Source organism: Aeromicrobium sp., from assembly GCF_049586495.1.
In the GTDB taxonomy this organism is placed as follows: Bacteria; Actinomycetota; Actinomycetes; order Propionibacteriales; family Nocardioidaceae; genus Aeromicrobium.
In genome coordinates, this window is sequence record NZ_JBAVCB010000073.1 from 1 (window position 1) to 14,284 (window position 14,284).

Consider the following 14,284-nt stretch of genomic DNA (forward strand, 5'->3'; position numbering starts at 1 on the left):
GGGCTGCACGTCGCAGTATTCGCCCTCACGGCCCAGCCGCCAGACCTGCTCGACGACGCCGGCGGTGTCGGCGACCGGATCGGTGTTCGCCATGGCGTGCACGCACGTGAAGCCGCCGCGTGCGGCCGCCCGAGAACCCGTGAAGACGGTCTCGGCGTCCTCGCGGCCCGGCTCACGCAGGTGGGTGTGCAGGTCGACCAGACCCGGTAGTGCGATCAGTCCCGCACCGTCGATCTCGGTGCCCTCGCCGGACACGTCGGCGCCGATCTGAGCGATCGTGCCGTCCGTGATCTCGATGTCGGTGGGCTCGGCGCCGAGGATGGAGACCCGGCGGATGATCAGGTCGCTCATGCAGTTCCTTCTGCTGGATCTGAGGTGTCGTCGGCCGGTGCTCCGCCGACCAACAGGTACAGGACGGCCATGCGCACCGCGACCCCGTTGGTGACCTGCTCGACGATGACCGATCTGACGTGATCGGCGACGTCGGCGGTGATCTCCATGCCGCGGTTCATCGGGCCCGGATGCATCACGATCGCATGATCGGGCAACCGTTTCATGCGTGCCGTGTCCAGCCCGTAGCGGCGGCTGTACTCCCGTGCGCTCGGGAAGTACGAGGCATTCATGCGCTCGGCCTGCACGCGCAGCATCATGACCGCGTCGGCCTTCTCCAGCGAGGCGTCGAGGTCGTACGAGGTCTCGACCGGCCAGCTCTCGACGCCGACCGGCAGCAGCGTCGGCGGCGCGACCAGCGTGACCTTCGCCCCCAGCGTGTGCAGGAGCAGCGCATTGGACCGTGCCACCCGGCTGTGCAGCACGTCGCCGACGATCGTGACGTTCTTGCCCTCCAGCCCATCGTCGCCCTCAGCCGCCAGATGCCTCCGCATCGTGAAGGCGTCGAGCAGAGCCTGGGTGGGATGCTCGTGGGTACCGTCGCCAGCGTTGATGACCGCGCCGTTGGTCCACTGCATGTGCGCGAGGCGGTGCGGCGCTCCGGAGTGCTGATGGCGCACGATCACGGCATCGGCGCCCATGGCCTGCAGCGTCAGTGCGGTGTCCTTCAGGCTCTCGCCCTTGGAGACGCTCGATCCCTTGGCAGAGAAGTTGATGACGTCGGCGCTGAGTCGCTTGGCCGCAGCCTCGAACGAGATGCGCGTGCGGGTGGAGTCCTCGAAGAACAGGTTGACCACGGTGCGGCCGCGCAGGGTGGGCAGCTTCTTGATCGGCCGGCTCGCCACTCCGAGCAACTCCTCGGCGGTGTCGAGGATGCGCACGGCGTCGGCACGGTTGAGATCGCCGGCGCTCAGCAGGTGCCTGATCATGCTCCGCTCCCCTGCACGATCGAGACGTCATCGCGTCCATCAGTCTCAGCCAGGGCGACCTTGACGCTCTCGGACAGCGAGGTCGGCAGGTTCTTGCCAACAAAGTCGGCGCGGATGGGCAGCTGGCGGTGGCCTCGGTCGATCAGCACCGCGAGCTGCACCGCCTGCGGCCGGCCGATGTCGGCCAGCGCGTCGAGCGCCGCACGGATGGTGCGGCCGGAGAACAGCACGTCATCGACCAGGACGACGACCTTGCCGTCGACGTCGTCAGGGATGTCGGTGTGCTCCAGTGCCCGGGCGGGCTTCAGGCGCAGGTCGTCGCGGTACATCGTGGTGTCGAGAGCGCCCGCAGTGATAGCGCGGCCCTCCACGTCCGACATGCGCTCGGCGATGCGGCGGGCCAGGTCGACGCCACGCGTGGGGATCCCGAGGATCACCAGGCCGTCAGCGTCTCGATTGCGTTCGAGGATCTCGTGGGTGATGCGGGTCAACGCACGGGAGATGTCCTGTTCGTCGAGGACAGTACGTGCGGGCGCAGCACTCGAATCGGCACCGATGGGCGTCGTCACGAGTGACCTCCTTCTCCGCCTCACGGGACGGCCGTTAAAGGATGTCGATCGGCCCTCACCCTAGCAGCGCCGGGACGGCCGGACGCCACCCCCGGGAGGTGGGGCTGGCGTTCGGTGGGAGGCGCCACGTCGCCAAGCGACGCGGTGAAACCACTGATCAGGGTCGGAACGGCGCTGCGGACCGGGACCCGTGCCGAAGATCACCCACACACGTCTTGGACTAGGTGGCCAAGGAGGGCTTGAGCTCGACCAGACGGCCCAGCAGCCCTGCGACGAACTTCGGCGACTCATCGGTGGAGAACTCGCCGGCTAGGTCAACCGCCTCGCTGACCGCTACGGCGTCCGGAACATCGTCGCGGTAGAGGATCTCGTAGGCGCCGATGCGCAGCAAGTTGCGGTCGACGCCGGGCATGCGCTCCATCGTCCAGCCGACGGCGTGCTCGGCGATCAGCTCATCGAGACGCTCATGATGCGCCACGACGCCCTCCACCAGGGCAGCGGCGTAGTCGTTGGCCGGATACTCGTGATGGGCGGACCGGCGTTCAGCCAGCGAGCCACCCAACGGAAGATCCTGCAGCTCTGACTCGAACAACACGTCCAGCGCACGCTTGCGGGACTTGGTACGGGCCGACATCAGCCCTGGACTCGGCCCTGATAGCTGGCGTCACGGGTGTCGACCTTGATCTTCTCGCCATTGACGATGAACAGCGGGACCTGGATCTCCTTGCCGGTCTCCAGCTTCGCCGGCTTGGTGCCACCGCTGGAGCGATCGCCCTGCAGACCGGGTTCGGTGTACTCGACCAGCAGCTCAACCGTCGGGGGCAGCTCGACATAGAGCACGCGACCGTCATTGGTGGCCACGACAGCCTCCTGATTCTCCAGCAGAAATCCCACGGCGTCGCCCATGATGGCGGGCGACACCTCGGTCTGCTCGAAGGTGGCGGTGTCCATGAACACATAACTGGTGCCGTCGTTGTACAGGTACTGCATCGTGCGCTTGTCGACCGTGGCCGTCTCGACCTTCATGCCGGCGTTGAACGTACGATCAACGACCTTGCCGGACTCGACGTTCTTCAGCTTGGTACGGACGAAGGCGGGACCCTTGCCCGGCTTGACGTGCTGGAAATCGGTCACAGCCCACAGCTGCTTCTCGATGACCAGCACCATGCCGTTCTTCAGATCGTTCGTGGTAGCCATCAGGCAATCTCCAGGAGTTCGGTGGTCATGTCGGTGAGGATCTCGGGCTGGCCCGGACCGCTCGTCACGACGACGGTGTCTTCGATGCGCACTCCCCCACGTCCGGGGACATAGATGCCGGGCTCGACCGTGAGGACGGTGCGAGGGACGAGTCTACCGGCGTGCGTGGCCCCTACGAACGGGTCCTCATGAATCTGGAGTCCGACGCCGTGACCGAGGCCCGTGGTGAACCGATTCAGCCACCCCGATGCGTCCAGCGACGACCGGGAAGCGCGGTCGACATCCACCACGGCAGCACCGTCGACACAGGCTCGGACACCGGCCTGCTGAGACTCGAGGACGGCGCCGTGCACCTCACGCTGCCACTCATCGGCCGAGCCCATGACCACCGTTCGCGTGCAGTCAGCGTGATAACCCTCGACGCGCGCTCCGAAGTCGATCTTCAGCAGCTCACCGGTGCCGATGACACGGTCGGTCGGCTGGTGATGCGGAATCGCGGAGTTCTCGCCCGCGGCCACGATGGTCGAGAACGCGATCGCCTCGGCACCGGTGTCGAGCATGCGGAACTCCAGACGACGGGCGATGTCCCGCTCTGTCGCGCCCACGAGCGGTTGCTCGTACAGCCATGTCAACGCGTCGGTCGACACCAAGCAGGCACGGCGCAGCGAGTCGACCTCGTGCTCGTCCTTCACCTCGCGCAGTCGTTCGACCACGGTGCCCGCAGAGACGACGGTGGCCGCCGCGGCTTCGACCAGACGCGCATGGTCATCGACGCTGAGCGAGTGCGTCTCTGCGGCCCAGGGATCGGCTCCGACGACGCGCGCCGCCATGCCGCCCAGCACGTCCCTTCCGACCACGATCTCCAGATCCGGCGACTCCGCAGCGGCCTGGTCGCGATAACGGCCATCGGTGAAGAGCACGGCTTCGCCCTCGACCGGCACCAGCAACGCACCGTTCGAGCCGGTGAATCCGCTCAGATAGCGCACGTTCACCAGCGTCGTGACCAACAATCCGGCAACACCCTGAGCGGTCAGCTCATCGACGAGTCGGGCCCGCCGATCCGTCGTGCTCATGCGCTGATGGCCCGAAAGCTGTCGTGCAGGACCGACTCGTCGGGGCCCGCGAGGATCGTTGGCTTGGCCAGTGCGTCGAGCACCACGAAGCGCAGCTCGTTGCCGCGGGACTTCTTGTCCAGTCGCATCGTGGCCAGCACCTCCTCCCACCCCGCTGCCCCGTCGTAGGTGGTCGGAAGCCCCGCCGCGGCCAGCACGGTGCGGTGCTGCTCGAGCAGCGCCGCATCAATGCGTCCGGTGCGGTGCGCCAGCTCGGCCACGAACACCATGCCAATCGAGATCGCCTCACCGTGTCTCATGGGCGCCGAGTCCGCGCTGTGCCCCATCGGCGCCGAGTCCGCGCTTCGCATCTGATGGAGAGCCAGCTTCTCGATCGCGTGGCCGAGGGTGTGGCCGTAGTTGACCGCCTCGCGGCCGATGCCATGAGCACGGTGCAGGCTCGGCACCAATCCAGCAGAGCTTCCGCTGGTCTCGCGGAGGTCGCCGCTGACGGCGGCGGCCTTGACCTCGATCCCACGTTCGATCAGCTCGGCGAGCACGGGCGAAGCGGCATCGAGGGCCGACGCCGGGTCGCGGCTGAACAGATCCAGGATCACCGGATCGGCGATGAACCCGCACTTGAGCACCTCAGCCATGCCGCTGCGCAGCTCGGCTTCAGGCAACCCAGAGAGCACATCGAGATCGCACAGCACCCCGGCCGGTTCGTGGAAGGCGCCGACCAGGTTCTTGCCGTGATCAGTGTTGATTCCGGTCTTGCCACCGACGGCCGCATCAACCATGCCCAGGACGCTGGTGGGCACGTTGACGAACCGCACTCCGCGCAACCACGTGGCCGCCACGAACCCCGCCAGATCAGTGGTGGCTCCGCCGCCGAGACCGATGACGACGTCCGAACGGGTGAAGCCGCTCTCGCCCAGGATGCGCCAGCAACGGGTCAGCACCTCGGCAGTCTTCGCTGCCTCGCTGTCAGGGACCTCGATCAGCTGCACACGCACGCCGTCGGCCGTGAGCGAGGCGTGCAGCCCATCGGCGCGGTCGGCCATGGTCGGCGGATGGATGATCGCTGCTCGAACGGCCGTGTCGCCGACGAGAGCGCGCAGCTCCTCGTGCACGCCGCGGCCGATCACGACGTCGTACGGGTGATCGGTGCCGATCCTGATGCGGCGGGTCATCGCCGAGCTCCGACCAGGTCCGCAATCCGGTCCGCGACCTGAATCGCGTCGAGCTCGTCAGTGACCACCGTGTAGGTGGCGACCGCGGTGTAGAGCGGTCTCCGGGCGTCCATCAACGATTTGAGCTGCGAGCGGACGTTGCCCAGCAGCAGCGGTCGCCCCGCGCCGAGCCCGACCCGCGAAGCGGCGGCGCTGAGGCCCACGTCAAGGAACACGACCTGATGTCCGACCAAGGCGGTCCGCGTGGCGGCGCTCAGAACGGCACCCCCTCCCAGGGCGAGCACGCCGTCGTGCTCGGCCAGTGCCGTGGCGACGGCGTGCTCCTCCAGACCGCGGAAGTGTTGTTCGCCATGGTCGATGAAGATCTCTTGGACCGTGGCACCGTGGGCCGTCTCGATGTCGCGGTCGGTGTCGCGCACTGCAGCGTCCCAGCGGCGGGCGAGCTCCTCGGCGACCGTCGTCTTGCCGGCTCCGGGCGGACCGACCAGCACGACGAGCGGCCGACCAGCGATCACGCGAACCTCAGGTTCGACAGGTAGGCCTCAACATTGCGGCGGGTCTGGTCCACCGAGTCACCGCCGAACTTTTCGAGGATCGCGTCGGCGACCACGAGCGCCACCATGGCCTCGGCCACGATGCCGGCGGCCGGGACGGCGCACACATCGGATCGCTGGTGGTGTGCCGTGGCCTCCTGCCCTGTCGCCACGTCGACGGTGCGCAGCGCGCGCGGGACGGTCGCGATGGGCTTCATGGCGGCACGGACCCGCAACCGCTCACCGGTGGACATGCCGCCCTCGGTGCCGCCGGAACGCCCCGACGTGCGCCGGATCCCCTGGTCGGTCGGCACGATCTCGTCGTGCGCCAGGGAGCCGCGGGTGCGCGCCAGCTCGAAACCGTCACCCACCTCGACTCCCTTGATCGCTTGGATGCCCATGAGCGCTGCGGCCAGCCGACCGTCGAGCCGGCGGTCCCAGTGCGTGTAGGAGCCGAGGCCGGGCGGCAGGCCGTCGACCACGACTTCGACGATGCCGCCGAGCGTGTCGCCGTCCTTGTGGGCCTGGTCGATCTCCACGATCATGGCCGCGCTGGTGGTGGCGTCAAAGCAGCGCACCGGGTCGGCGTCGAGTGCCTCGACATCCGCATGACTCGGGATGGCTCCGGCGGGCGCGCGCACGGTGCCCAGCTCGACGACGTGCGACAGCACACTGGCACCGGTCGTCTGCGCGATGAACTGGACGGCAACCTCGCCGAGGGCGACGCGTGCCGCCGTCTCGCGCGCGCTGGCCCGCTCGAGCACCGGGCGGGCCTCGTCGAAGTCGTACTTCTGCATGCCAGCGAGGTCGGCGTGACCTGGCCGAGGCCGAGTCAGCGGCGCGTTGCGCTTCAGGCCGTCCAGCACGTCGGGCTCAACAGGATCGGCAGACATGACCTGGTCCCACTTGGGCCACTCGCTGTTGCCAATGCGCAGAGCGACCGGGCTCCCCATCGACACACCGTGGCGCAGACCGCCGATGATCTCGAGCTCGTCGGCCTCGAAGGCCATGCGGGCCCCTCTGCCATAGCCAAGACGGCGACGAGCCAGCGCGGCCTGGATGTCCTTGCTGGTCACGTGCACCCCGGCCGGCAGGCCCTCGAGCACGGCCACGAGTGCGGGGCCGTGCGACTCACCTGCGGTCAACCAACGAAGCATGGCAACGATTCTCCCACGCCGGGTGTGCCGTCAGGCGCTGACGTCACTGGCTCTGGACGGCAGCACCGAAGGCAGCGCCCAGGACTGCGCCAACGAGCATGAAGGGGCCGAACGCGAATCCGTCGCGATCTATGACGCGCAGCCTGACCAGAACGGGGGCCACCACGCCCCCGAGCAGGAAACCGCCATAGCCGCCAGCCACCACCTCCGCGTACCCGAGGGCTCCCAGCGCGAGGCCGAGTGAGGCAGACAACCGAACGTCGCCGTAGCCGAACGCACCGCCGAAGAATCGCCGGGCCAGCCAGTACATGATTCGATAGAGAAGGTAGAGCGTCACGTTGCCGATGAGCGCGTGCACCACGATGTCGCGATCCCCCGCCCAGATCGCCGCCACCACCACCAGGAGCAGCACGACGAGGTACAGCAGCGACGTGAGCACGAACGGCAGATATCGCGTGTGCCAGTCGACATAGGCCAGCCATGCGCCGATGCCGCAGACGGCTACCCACACCGGGACCAGTTCGGGCACGTCGATGCGCCATGCCACCACGGCCGCTGCGACTGCTGCCGGGATGATCAGTTGCCAGCGGATGCCGGGCAGACGAGCCACCTGCGCGTAAGAGATCTTGTCTCCGGCAGGCTCACTCGGCTCGGGCAGCTCGGCGATGGCCGCCGGCCCCACGGCGGCCACAGCCGAGGCCGCGAGGGCGGCGACGGCGACGAGAAGCAGCGGATCCACGCGACGAGACTAGTAGGGCGCCAGGTGGGCCAGTGCCGCGGCGCGCAGGACCTGTGGAGCAACGTCACGGCCCGTCATCGCGAGGACTTGGAGCGCCCCCTGATGGGCCAGCAGGTCGAGTCCGGACACCACGGTGGTTCCGGCGGCCTGCGCCGCTGCAGCGAGGGCGGTTGGCCACGGTTCGTAGACCACGTCGAACACCGCAGATGCGCCTGCCACCCATGTCTCGGCCCGACCATCGACGGCACCGACGGGGATCGTGGAGACCAGGAGATCCACGGGGCCGGTGGGCGAGTTGTCCATCGTGTGCACCTCGACCTCGATGCCGCTGCCGCGCGCGATCTCCATCGTGTCGACAGCGCGATCGGGATTCCGCACGACCAGCTCAAGATGCCGCAGACCGATCCTGCCGAAGGCGTGGGCCATCGAGGCCGCGGTGGCACCCGCGCCGAGGATGCGTGCCGAGGCGAGGTGGGTGATCCCGCTCTCAGCCAACGCGTTGACAGCCCCCGGGACATCGGTGTTGTCGGCGAAGATCCGGTCATCCTCGCGAATCAGCGTGTTGGCGATGCCGAGCAGCTCGACCACCTGGCTGCGGTCGTGCGCCGCCGCTGCCGCCTCCCGCTTGAGTGGGGCGGTGACCGACAATCCCCGAACGTCGTCGCCGAGAGCCCCGAGGAACTCGGCCAGTCCGCCTGAGCGGATCTCCACCGGTTCATAGGTCCAGTCCAGACCCAGCTCGGCATAGGCGGCCCGGTGCATCACCGGGGACAGCGAGTGCTTGACCGGTGAGCCCAGGACCGCGCATCTCACCCGCAGACGCCCTCGGGAGCGGTCTTGCAGTAGGCCTGCAGCTGCGCAACGGCCTTGTTGTGCTCGGCGAAGGTGTCGGAGAAGACCGTCTCGCCGGTCTCGAGGTTCACCGCCACGAAGAACAGCCAGCTTCCGTCGGCGGGATTCAGTGCCGCCTCGATCGTCTTCTCACCTGGCGAGCCAATGGGTCCGGGAGGCAGCCCAGCGTTCTGATACGTGTTGTAGGCCGATTCGGCGTTGCGCTCCTCCTCCGTCGTGAAGACGTCTCCCTTGCGCCCGCTCACGTAGGAGACCGTGGAGTCCAGCTGTAGCGGCATGCCCTCGTCGAGGCGGTTGTAGAGCACCCGAGCGACCTTGGCGTAGTCCTCGTCGGCCTTGGCCTCGTACTCCAAGATGCTGGCGACCGTCAGGATCTCCTCACCGGTGTACCCCAGCGCCTTCGCACGGGTCCCGATGTCGAGATCCTTCGCGACCGACACCGTCTTGGCGACCATCTGCTTCAGCAGACCAACCGCCGTCTCACCCGGTTCCACGGTGTACGTGGCGGGATACAGATATCCCTCCGGATTGCCCTGGGCGACATCGGGCAGATCCAGCTCGCCGGAGTCCTCCAGCGCGGCTTCGAGGTCCTTGCTGGTGATCTCGCTGTTGGCGCTGATGATCTTGACCACCTGGTCCACCCGCGCCCCTTCGGGAATCGTGACTTTGCCCTCGACTCGGTTGCCCCGATCGGCGAGCTCGCGCATCGCCCAGTCCGACGACATCTTGAACCGCAGCTGGTAGAACCCTGCCTGGATGGCCTGGAACCGTGCGTCGGTGAGGCTGAGCTGGTAGAACGCCTCGGCGCTCTTGACCACGCCTTCCTTCTTGAGCAGATTCGCGATCTGCTGGCCCGTGGCACCCTCCGGGATCTCGACCGTGACGCTGCCGGCACCCTGCCCGCTGTAGTCCTCGGGACCGTTGAGGTAGCTCTGCACCTTGCCGTAGGCGGTGTAGCCGCCGAACAGCAGCCCGAGGATGACCACGACGACCAGGATGCGACGTCCCCACGGCGAGCGAGGAGACTTCTCGGCGCGGCGGCGGCCGGCACCGGCTGAGTCGCGGCTTCGGGAGTCGCCACCTTCGTGGTCGCCTCCGCCGGTCATCAGATCGAGACCGTGGCTCATCGGCACTCTCCATTGCTGCTGGGTGGGTTGGTCATGACGTACGTCTCGCCCGGTGGGGTCCCGCGGGTCCGCTCGGCATCGAGGGCTGTCTGAAGTATCACCGTGGCCGCGGCCTGATCGATGACCTGTCGACGGTCGGCACCTGATCTTTTCCCCTGCTGGCGCAGGAGGGCATCTGCAGTCATCGTAGACATCCTCTCGTCGACGAGCCGGATGAGCACGGGGTCGATCAGAGGTGACAGCTGGTCACAGATTTCCCGCACCTTGATGGCAGCCGGACCCTCGCGACCGGACAGCCCGATCGGCATGCCCACGACACACTCGATCGCTTGGAGCTCGGCGGCAATCGCCGCGATGCGCGGCAAGGCCCCCGTGCCAGCCGGAACCGTTTCGTACGGGGTGGCCAGGATGCCGTCCGGATCGCAGACGGCGACGCCGATCCGCACGTCTCCCAGATCGATGCCGACCCGCCGTCCCCGCCTCATGCCCGTTGCGGGGCCCTCGTGGTCCGTCATGGATCAGAGCGCCGATGCCACGGCTTCGAGCGCTGCCGGGATCGCGGCGGTGTCGGTGCCGCCACCTTGGGCGACATCGGCTTTGCCCCCGCCGCGACCGCCGATCACCGGACCCAACACGCCGATCAGTTCGTTGGCGCTCAGTCCTCGGTCCTGGGCGGCCTGATTCAGCGCCACCACTGCGGCGGGCTTGTCTCCGGCGTCGCCAATGACCACCACCACGACCGGACGGTCTTTCAGACGAGCGCGAATGTCGAGGGCCAGCGACCGGACGTCGCCGCCGCCTGAACCGGCAGCGTGGTGCCCGACATAGGCGACGCCGTTGATGTCGCGCGCTGCAGCCGCGATGTCCGCGGCTGCACCGAGCAGCTGCGCCGCCTTGAGCTTCTCGGACTCCTTCTCGGCGGCCCTGAGCCGATCAACCAAGTCCTGCACGCGGGCCGGGACGTCGCCCGGCTGGGCTTTGAGCAGCTCGGTGAGCTGGCGCACGACATCGCGCTCACGAGCGAGGTACTCAAAGCCCTCGAGCCCGACCACGGCCTCGATGCGGCGGTTGCCGGCACCGACCGAACTATCGGACGTGACGACGACGGTGCCGATCTGCGAGGACCGCTCGACGTGGGTACCGCCGCACAGCTCGCGTGACCAAGGCCCACCAATTTCGATGACGCGGACGTCCTCGCCGTAGGTCTCGCCGAACAACGCCAGGGCGCCGAAGTCGCGGGCCTCGGGCAGGGACATGGTGTGGGCCGTCACCTCGAGGTCCTCACGCAATGCACGGTTGGAGGCCACCTCGACGTCGTGCAGCTGGGTGGGCGACAGGGCTCCACCCCAGCCGAAGTCGAGGCGCAGGTAGCCCGGTCGGTTGAACGAGCCGGACTGCAAAGCCGTGGGTCCGAGCACCTCGCGCAGGGCTGCGTGCACGACGTGCGTGCCGGAGTGCGCCTGGCGGGCGCCGCGGCGCCACTGCGGGTCGACGGCGGCATGCAGCGAGGTGTCGACAGTGAGCTCACCCTCGAGCACCCGCACCTGGTGCACGACCAACCCTTTGACCGGTCGCTGGACGTCAAGCACCTCAGCGCGCCCGCCGTCCCAGCTCAGGTGTCCGGCGTCGGCGTGCTGGCCACCGGACTCGGCGTAGAACGGGGTGCGGTCGAGCACGACCTCGCCCACCGCGCCCGCGCCGATGGCCGGGACGCCCCGCCCTTGCTGGATCAGAGCCAGAGCGCGGGACTCGGTGTCGAGCGTCGTGTACGCCTGCCAGTCGGTGGGACCGCCAGCGTCGAGCACGCTGCGGTACACCGTGGTGTCGGCGTGGCTGCCCTTCTTGGACTTGGCATCGGCCTTGGCACGCGAACGTTGCTCGGCCATCAGCGCACGGAAACCGTCCTCGTCGACGGACAGGCCCTGCTCGGACGCCATCTCGAGCGTGAGGTCGATCGGAAAGCCGTAGGTGTCGTGCAGGGCGAAGGCCTGTGCGCCACCGAGCGAGGTGCCGCCGGACTGTTTGACACCTGCTGCGGCCGTCTCGAAGATCTGGGTGCCCTTGCCGAGGGTCTGGCGGAAGGCCTCCTCCTCGGCGTAGGCAATCTGCGAAATTCGGGCGAAGTCGGCCTCCAGCTCGGGGTAGGACGCCTTCATCTGGGCCAGGCTGACCGGCAGCAGCTGCGGCAAGGCAGGGTCGTCATAGCCGAGCAGCCGCATCGAGCGGACAGCACGGCGCAGGAGGCGTCGCAACACGTAGCCGCGGGCCTCGTTGCCGGGGGTGACGCCGTCGCCCATCAGCATCAGACCGCTGCGCACGTGGTCGGCCACCACACGGAACCGCACGTCGTCCTCGTGAGTGGCGCCATAGGAGCGTCCCGACAGCTCAGCGGCACGTTCGATGACGGGAAAGATCTCGTCGATCTCGTACATGTTGGTCTTGCCCTGCAACAGGTAGGCCACCCGCTCAAGGCCCATGCCGGTGTCGATGTTCTGCTGCGGAAGCGGTCCGACCACGTCGAACTGGTCCTTCGCGATGACGTTGGTGATCTCCTCCTGCATGAACACCAGGTTCCAGATCTCCAGGAACCGGTCTTCGTCGACGACGGGTCCGCCCTCGGGCCCGAATTCCGGTCCGCGATCGATGTAGATCTCGCTCGCCGGCCCTCCTGGCCCGGGCACTCCCATCTGCCAGTAGTTGTCGAGCAGGCCGCGGCTCTGAATGCGTTCCTCCGGCAGTCCAGCGATCTGCTTCCAGAGCTCGCGCGCCTCGTCATCGGTGTGCAGGACGGTGACCCAGATCTTCTCTGGGTCGAAGCCGTACCCGCCGTCGTCCACCGAGCCGGTGATCAGAGTCCAGGCGAATTCGATGGCGCCGGCCTTGAAGTAGTCGCCGAAGGCGAAGTTTCCGTTCATCTGGAAGAACGTGCCGTGGCGGGTGGTCTTGCCGACTTCCTCGATGTCCTGGGTGCGCACGCACTTCTGCACGCTGACGGCGCGATCCCATGGCGGGGTCTCCTGGCCGAGAAAGTACGGCTTGAACGGCACCATGCCGGCGTTGACGAACAACAGGTTGGGGTCGTCGAACAGCAGCGGGGCCGAGGGCACGACGGTGTGGCCCGCCTTCTCGAAGTGATCGAGGAATCGGCGGCGGATCTCCGCAGTCTTCATGAGGTTCCGTGGTCCTTTGGGTGGTCGGACTCGAGGGCGGGTCGTCGAGCAGGTGTCGCCTGTGGCGGGTCGAGCAGATGAGTCTTGAGCTGCGCCTCGCGCGACGCCATGCCAGTGGCCATCTCGCCGGCGAATTCACGCCAGCCGGTGCCGAGCGCGGCCGCCTGATCCACCATCCCGGGCACGGACAGTCGGTAGGCAGCGTGGCGCGCCTTGACGGTGGCGTACGCGCCGGCGGCGGCACCGGCGGCGAGCCACACCATGCGCGACATCATTCGTTCACCGCCCGCGGCCAGGGGCGAGGAGGAGCCTCGGACACGGCGCCCGACTCGCCAAGCCAGGTGGCGTCGCGATGCAGTGCCTGCGCCGGAACCTCGCGTGCCGCGCGGCGAGCGATGCGCTGGCGTACCCGGCGTCGGTGTCGGTACTCGCGGCGCATCAGGGCCACGATGCGGTCGCGACTTTCGGGGCGCAACGCGTGGGCCAGTCCGGAGGTGTAGATCGACAGACGTGCTGCGGGGCGCCCGAGGGCGGTCGCGATGACCTGCTCTTCGGTCGGCGTCGCCATGACCCGTCCTTCAACGATTCGCACCGGAAGCGGAGTGTGCACACGCACTGAATTCTCAGGCAGCGGCGCAGATGTGTGAGTGGGCCGGTCAGCAGTGGTGACGGCTGAGTGATCGAGACGTCGCACCGCACGCACGGCCACGACGGCAGCGATCACCGCGACGACGGCCAGCAAGGCCGTCGCGAGCAAGAGCACCGCCTCGAACGACATGACGGCGAGCCTATCGCGAGCGGTCGCGGAGAATCCTGCGGATCGTCGCCAGCCGCTCCCCGAGACGCGCCTCGAAGCCGCGCTCAGTCGGCTCGTAGTACGTGGCTCCATCGACATCGTCCGGGGCGTACTGCTGGCCCACGACGCCTCCAGCGACGCCGTGCGGATAGACGTAGTCGTGCCCGTGGCCGAGCTTCTTGGCGCCTGCGTAGTGCGCGTCGCGGAGCGCGGGAGGTACCGGGCCGACCTTGCCGGCGCGCACATCAGCCTGGGCCCGGTCGATCGCTACCACCACGGCATTGGACTTCGGCGCCGCCGCGAGGTGGATGACCGCCTGCGCCAACGGGATGCGGGCCTCGGGGAAGCCGATCATCGCGACCGCCTGTGCGGTGGCCGTCGCCAGCGGCAGAGCCGTCGGATCGGCCATGCCGATGTCCTCGCTGGCGTGAATCATGAGGCGGCGGGCGATGAAGCGCGGGTCCTCCCCCGCTTCGATCATCCGGGCCAGGTAGTGCAGCGCCGCATCGACGTCGGAACCTCGGATCGACTTGATGAAGGCGCTGATGACGTCGTAGTGCTGGTCGCCGTCGCGGTCGTA

General features: G+C 68.0%; 16 protein-coding genes and 1 pseudogene. All 17 read right to left on the bottom strand.

Annotation, left to right across the window (positions count from 1 at the left end; translation table 11 throughout):
• A partial coding sequence (locus WB508_RS04210) for an amidohydrolase family protein (RefSeq protein WP_423843632.1) occupies window positions 1-351 on the bottom strand: 351 nt, incomplete at its 3' end.
• On the bottom strand, window positions 348-1,316 hold the full coding sequence (locus tag WB508_RS04215; protein WP_423843647.1) for an aspartate carbamoyltransferase catalytic subunit: 969 nt from the start codon (window positions 1,314-1,316) through the stop codon (window positions 348-350). The genes WB508_RS04215 and WB508_RS04210, both read right to left, overlap by 4 nt.
• Window positions 1,316-1,888: a bifunctional pyr operon transcriptional regulator/uracil phosphoribosyltransferase PyrR gene (gene pyrR, locus WB508_RS04220; protein ID WP_423843633.1), complete on the bottom strand. Its 573-nt coding sequence runs from the start codon at window positions 1,886-1,888 to the stop codon at window positions 1,316-1,318. Before pyrR ends, WB508_RS04215 begins: the two co-directional genes overlap by 1 nt.
• Window positions 1,889-2,108: 220 nt before the next feature.
• Window positions 2,109-2,522 (bottom strand): transcription antitermination factor NusB, encoded by a 414-nt coding sequence (gene nusB, locus WB508_RS04225; protein ID WP_423843634.1) that lies wholly within the window; start codon window positions 2,520-2,522, stop codon window positions 2,109-2,111.
• Window positions 2,522-3,085 (bottom strand): elongation factor P, encoded by a 564-nt coding sequence (gene efp / locus WB508_RS04230; RefSeq protein ID WP_423843635.1) that lies wholly within the window; start codon window positions 3,083-3,085, stop codon window positions 2,522-2,524. The genes nusB and efp overlap by 1 nt, the downstream gene beginning before the upstream one ends.
• Window positions 3,085-4,158, bottom strand: a complete 1,074-nt coding sequence (locus WB508_RS04235; protein WP_423843636.1) for a M24 family metallopeptidase — start codon at window positions 4,156-4,158, stop codon at window positions 3,085-3,087. The genes efp and WB508_RS04235 overlap by 1 nt, the downstream gene beginning before the upstream one ends.
• Complete coding sequence (aroB, locus tag WB508_RS04240) at window positions 4,155-5,330, bottom strand: 3-dehydroquinate synthase (RefSeq protein WP_423843637.1); 1,176 nt, start codon at window positions 5,328-5,330, stop codon at window positions 4,155-4,157. The genes WB508_RS04235 and aroB overlap by 4 nt, the downstream gene beginning before the upstream one ends.
• Window positions 5,327-5,845, bottom strand: coding sequence for a shikimate kinase (locus WB508_RS04245; RefSeq protein WP_423843638.1), 519 nt, complete (start codon window positions 5,843-5,845; stop codon window positions 5,327-5,329). Before WB508_RS04245 ends, aroB begins: the two co-directional genes overlap by 4 nt.
• The gene (aroC, locus tag WB508_RS04250; protein WP_423843639.1) at window positions 5,842-7,020 is read right to left on the bottom strand and encodes a chorismate synthase; all 1,179 of its coding nucleotides are present in this window, start codon (window positions 7,018-7,020) and stop codon (window positions 5,842-5,844) included. The genes WB508_RS04245 and aroC overlap by 4 nt, the downstream gene beginning before the upstream one ends.
• Window positions 7,021-7,063: 43 nt before the next feature.
• Window positions 7,064-7,759 (bottom strand): hypothetical protein, encoded by a 696-nt coding sequence (locus tag WB508_RS04255; protein ID WP_423843640.1) that lies wholly within the window; start codon window positions 7,757-7,759, stop codon window positions 7,064-7,066.
• Window positions 7,760-7,768: 9 nt separating this feature from the next.
• Entirely contained in the window at window positions 7,769-8,572 is an 804-nt protein-coding gene (locus tag WB508_RS04260; RefSeq protein ID WP_423843641.1) for a shikimate dehydrogenase, read from the bottom strand.
• The gene (gene mltG, locus WB508_RS04265) at window positions 8,569-9,738 is read right to left on the bottom strand and encodes an endolytic transglycosylase MltG (protein WP_423843642.1); all 1,170 of its coding nucleotides are present in this window, start codon (window positions 9,736-9,738) and stop codon (window positions 8,569-8,571) included. The genes WB508_RS04260 and mltG overlap by 4 nt, the downstream gene beginning before the upstream one ends.
• Window positions 9,735-10,223, bottom strand: a complete 489-nt coding sequence (ruvX, locus tag WB508_RS04270) for a Holliday junction resolvase RuvX (protein WP_423843643.1) — start codon at window positions 10,221-10,223, stop codon at window positions 9,735-9,737. The genes mltG and ruvX overlap by 4 nt, the downstream gene beginning before the upstream one ends.
• A gap of 33 nt (window positions 10,224-10,256) precedes the next feature.
• The gene (gene alaS, locus WB508_RS04275; RefSeq protein WP_423843644.1) at window positions 10,257-12,908 is read right to left on the bottom strand and encodes an alanine--tRNA ligase; all 2,652 of its coding nucleotides are present in this window, start codon (window positions 12,906-12,908) and stop codon (window positions 10,257-10,259) included.
• Window positions 12,905-13,171 carry a DUF6167 family protein gene (locus WB508_RS04280; RefSeq protein WP_423843645.1) on the bottom strand — a complete coding sequence of 89 codons (267 nt, stop codon included), beginning with the start codon at window positions 13,169-13,171 and terminating at the stop codon, window positions 12,905-12,907. Before WB508_RS04280 ends, alaS begins: the two co-directional genes overlap by 4 nt.
• Window positions 13,172-13,179: 8 nt before the next feature.
• Window positions 13,180-13,686: a hypothetical protein gene (locus tag WB508_RS04285; protein ID WP_423843646.1), complete on the bottom strand. Its 507-nt coding sequence runs from the start codon at window positions 13,684-13,686 to the stop codon at window positions 13,180-13,182.
• A 10-nt stretch (window positions 13,687-13,696) separates the two neighbouring features.
• A pseudogene (locus WB508_RS04290) lies at window positions 13,697-14,284 on the bottom strand (replication-associated recombination protein A); the annotation flags it as partial.